Source organism: Bradyrhizobium sp. P5_C11_2 (genome assembly GCF_054049755.1).
In genome coordinates, this window is sequence record NZ_JBFULT010000622.1 from 1 (window position 1) to 4,213 (window position 4,213).

3 protein-coding genes and 2 pseudogenes are annotated in these 4,213 nt (G+C 65.2%); 3 read left to right on the forward strand and 2 right to left on the reverse strand.

Annotated elements, in window-relative coordinates:
• Positions 1-157: pseudogene (locus ACXJL8_RS35440) on the forward strand (ABC transporter substrate-binding protein); the annotation flags it as partial.
• Positions 158-311: 154 nt separating this feature from the next.
• On the opposite strand, the gene ACXJL8_RS35445 reads toward ACXJL8_RS35440, so the two are convergent.
• Positions 312-1,301, reverse strand: a complete 990-nt coding sequence (locus tag ACXJL8_RS35445; RefSeq protein WP_456621921.1) for a zinc-dependent alcohol dehydrogenase family protein — start codon at positions 1,299-1,301, stop codon at positions 312-314.
• Positions 1,302-1,403: 102 nt separating this feature from the next.
• Between ACXJL8_RS35445 and ACXJL8_RS35450 the strand changes: the two genes are divergently transcribed.
• Together ACXJL8_RS35450 and rnd are read left to right on the forward strand one after the other, a co-directional pair.
• Entirely contained in the window at positions 1,404-2,303 is a 900-nt protein-coding gene (locus tag ACXJL8_RS35450) for a LysR family transcriptional regulator (protein WP_456621969.1), read from the forward strand.
• 355 nt (positions 2,304-2,658) lie between these two features.
• Positions 2,659-3,807 (forward strand): ribonuclease D, encoded by a 1,149-nt coding sequence (gene rnd, locus ACXJL8_RS35455; RefSeq protein ID WP_456621920.1) that lies wholly within the window; start codon positions 2,659-2,661, stop codon positions 3,805-3,807.
• 192 nt (positions 3,808-3,999) lie between these two features.
• On the opposite strand, the pseudogene ACXJL8_RS35460 reads toward rnd, so the two are convergent.
• Positions 4,000-4,213, reverse strand: a pseudogene (locus ACXJL8_RS35460) (aspartate aminotransferase family protein); the annotation flags it as partial.

Below are 4,213 nucleotides of genomic sequence, written 5' to 3' on the forward strand. Positions count from 1 at the left end.
CTACAAGACCGTGCCGGTGCGCAAGACACTGGAGGACGAGGTCATGCTGGTCCTCAACGGCAAGAAGCAGCCGAAGGAGGCCCTCGCCGCCGCCCAGAAGGCCGCCGACGAGCTGCTCAAGCCATACAATGCGGAGACCTCGCTGAAGCTGCCGTAAGGAAGCCTTGTAGGGTGGATTAGCCCGCGGCTGCGCGAAGCGCATCCGCGGGCGTAATCCACCGCTTCTGCCTCCGCGGATATGGACAGTGGTGGGTTACGCCGAGCGAACTGGGCTTCGCGCAGTCGCAGGGCTAACCCACCCTACGGGTTACTCAGATCGTCACCACGATCTTGCCGAATTGTGTGTTCGACTCCAGGAAGCGATGCGCCTCGACGATGTCGTCAAACCGGAATGTCCTGGCGATGACCGGCTTCAACGTGCCGTCCGACAGCCCGTCGAGAATGAAGGCCTTTGCCTTCGCAAGGCGCGCGGGATCGCGGATGATCTCGTGCACGAGGTAGCCGCGCAGCGTCAGGCTCTTGGTGAGCACGTTGACGAGCGGAAACGGGGTCGGCTCGGGGCTCAACCCGCCATATTCGATCAGGATGCCGCCCGGCGACATCGCCGCGGTCAGCGGCTCGAACACCGGTCCGCCAACTGCTTCAAGCACCACGCGGACACCGCTTGAACCGGCGATCTCCGCCAGCCGCGCTCGGATGTCCTCTTCATCCGAGGCGATGACGTGGGCGGCACCAGCATCGAGCAATGCGCGCCGCTTGGTCGAGGTCCGCGTCAGGGCGACAGGAACAGCGCCAATCCGGTTTGCGATCTGAATCGCCGCAAGCCCGACGCTGCTCGATGCCGCCGTGATGGCGACGACGTCTCCTCGCCGAAGTCCGGCGATATCGACCAGTGCCCCGTAGGCCGTCAGATATTGCATCCAAAATGCGGCCGCCACCTCGAAGCCAAGCTCGGGCGGATGCTTCACGACGAGCTCGGCCGGAAACGCCGCGAGCTCGGCATAGGCCGGCCATCGCACCATCGACAGCGGCGGCACGATGCTGACGGCCTCGCCCGGCGAAAAGCCGCCCACGTCTTCGCCGATCGCCTCGACGATGCCGGCAGCCTCAAGACCCAGGCCGGAGGGAAATATCGCGGCCTCGATATAGGTGCCCCTCCTCAACAGGGCTTCCGCACGGTTGAGGCCGAGCGCCTTGACCCGGATCTGCACCTCGCCCCTTCCCGGCGGTGCGACGTCGATGGTCTCGATGCGCAGCACTTCGGGACCGCCATATCTATGGAAACGAACGACGCGCGTCATGGAAAACTCCAAAACAATTGAACTGAATGGAGCTATGCCGATCCCGGAGAAGCGGATAAATCGCCGAGGCGAGCGAACAGTCGAAACCAGGAGTTTTTAATGATGGACCGCCTGACCAGCATGGCCGTGTTCGTCAAGGCCGTCGATCTCGGCTCGTTCGCGGCCGCGGCCGACGCCTTCGAGATGTCGGGGCCGATGGTCGGCAAGCATGTGCGTTTCCTCGAGGAGCGCCTCGGCGTCCGCCTCCTCAACCGCACCACGCGGCGTCAGAGCCTGACCGAGGCCGGACAGGCCTATTACGAGCGCTGCCGAGCCGTGCTCAGCGAGGCCGACGCCGCTGACGCCGTCATTGCCGACGAGCTGTCAGAGCCGCGCGGCAGGCTGCGCGTCACCATGCCTGCTCTGCTGGGACGGCACTGCGTCGCTCCCTTGCTGATGAAGCTCGCACGGAAATATCCGCGTCTGGAGCTCGATCTCTCCTTCGGCGATCCGATCGCGAACATCGTCGAGGCCGGCTATGACCTTGCGATCCGGACCGGTGACCTCGACGACCAATCCGGCCTGATCGCGCGGCGCATCGCAAGCCAGCGCATGGTGGTGTGCGGCGCGCGGTCGTATCTGCGCGCCAACGGCAAGCCGAAATCGATCGACGATCTCGCCGCGCACCAGGCGATCATCTATCGCCGCTCCGGGCGTGTCCGGCCGTGGCTGTTTCCGCAAGCAGACCAGCCGCCGCGCGAGATCATGCCGACTGGCAGGCTGAGGCTCGATGATTTGGAGGCAATCGCCGATGCCGCCGCGCAGGGCATGGGATTGGCCTGGCTGCCCTACTGGCTGGTCCGCGAACGCCTCAACGCCGGAGCGCTGGTCGGTCTCTTCGCGGGGCAGCCCGAATTCCTCTACGACTGCCACGCGCTGTGGCCGCGTTCGCCCCGGATGCCGCCGAAAGTTCGCGCGGCTGTGGACAGCCTCGCTGCCGCCTTGCCGAAGCTGATGACGTGATGGCGGAGCCCAGCCCCCGTTAACCCGGCGTCCACCATTCCGCCTGCCGTGCGGCCGGTAACCACGAGAATTAACAGACCCTCAACGCACGCCCGACAAGTCTAACGGTCTTTCGGGGGGATTTTGCCGTGGATCTGTTGGTTTTCGAGTTCCTGGGACTGGCGCTGGTCGCCATGTGCGTAGTCGTGGTGGCGCTGCCTTGCGCCCGCAAATCCTCGAACCGGGTCCGCTACGAATAGGAATTTCGTCGGAAACAGGCGATTCCGGCCCGATGCAAGGCTCGAATTCGCTTAGAGCCCCTTGACATCACAGCGCTTTCGGCAGAACGGCTGATATCAAGTGTCATGGGCCGTTCATGGATTTGATTACCACCACCGCTGACCTCGCGGCTGCCTGCAGCCGGTTGGCCAAGCACCCCGTCATTACAGTCGATACCGAGTTCCTGCGCGAAACCACCTATTACCCGCTGTTGTGCGTGGTGCAGATGGCCAGCCCCGAGGAAGCGATCGTCATCGACACCCTGGCCGAGGGCATCGACCTCAAGCCGTTCTTCGAGCTGATGGGCAACGAGGGCGTGCTGAAGGTGTTCCACGCCGCCCGCCAGGACATCGAGATCATCTGGCATCAGGCCAACATCATCCCGCACCCGGTGTTCGACACCCAGGTCGCCGCCATGGTGCTCGGCTATGGCGACAGCATCGCCTACGACCAGCTGGTCGAGAAGGTCACCGGCCACCGGCCGGACAAGACCCACCGTTTCACCGATTGGTCGCGCCGGCCGTTGACCAAGGAGCAGATGCACTACGCGGTATCCGACGTCACCCATCTGCGCGACGTCTTCGCAGCGCTCGACGCCGACCTCAAGAAGCGGCGCCGCAGCGAATGGGTCTCGATCGAGATGGAGGTCCTGACCTCGCCCAAGACCTACGACTTCCACCCCGAGCGCGCCTGGGAGCGGCTGAAGACGCGGGTGCGCAAGCCCAAGGACCTCGCCGTCCTGATGGAGGTCGCGGCCTGGCGCGAGCAGGAGGCGCAGAGCCGCGACGTGCCGCGCGGCCGCGTGCTGCGCGACGAGGCCATCAGCGATATCGCGACCCACGCCCCGAACACGGTCGAGAAGCTCGCGCATCTGCGCTCGGTGCCGAAGGGCTTTGAGAAGTCCAAATGGGGCGCGGACATCATCGCCGCGGTCGAGCGCGGGCTGGCGCGGGACTTGTCGACGCTGCCGAAGCTGGAGAAGCCGCGCAACAATTCCAACGGCGCGGCCATCGTCGAGCTGCTCAAGGTGCTGCTGCGGATGACGGCGGAACGCCATGCGGTCGCCAGCAAGGTGATCGCGACCGTCGACGATCTCGAAGAGATCGCAGCCGACGACGAGGCCGACGTGCCGGCGCTACGCGGCTGGCGCCGCGAGCTGTTCGGCGACGCCGCCCTGAAACTCAAGCGCGGCGAGCTGGCGCTGGCGATCGAAAAAGGCCGGGTGATCGGGGTGCAGCGGGCGTAGGGGGCCAGATCCTTCCCCGCGGTCGTCCTGGCGAAAGCCAGGACCCATTACCCTTGGGAGGAATTTGGCGAAGACTCGCCGTTCGGTACTCCTACCACGCTCAATCGATAGATCACGCGGTATGGGTCCTGGCTTTCGCCAGGACGACACCGAAGTTGTGGCGGACTGCTCCGCTCGCAATGACAGTCCGGCTTACGCCGGCGTCAGCTTGGCCACGTCGCCCTTCATGTCCTCCAGCACGCCCGAGATCGCGGCGACCAGTTCGTCGATCTGGCCCTTGGTGACGATCAGCGGCGGGCAGATGGCGATGGCATCCAGCATGTTGCGCGAGATCACGCCGCGCTCCTGGAGCATGCGGCTGGCGATGCCGCCGACGCCACCGGGTGTCGTTGCCGCCGTCTTGCGC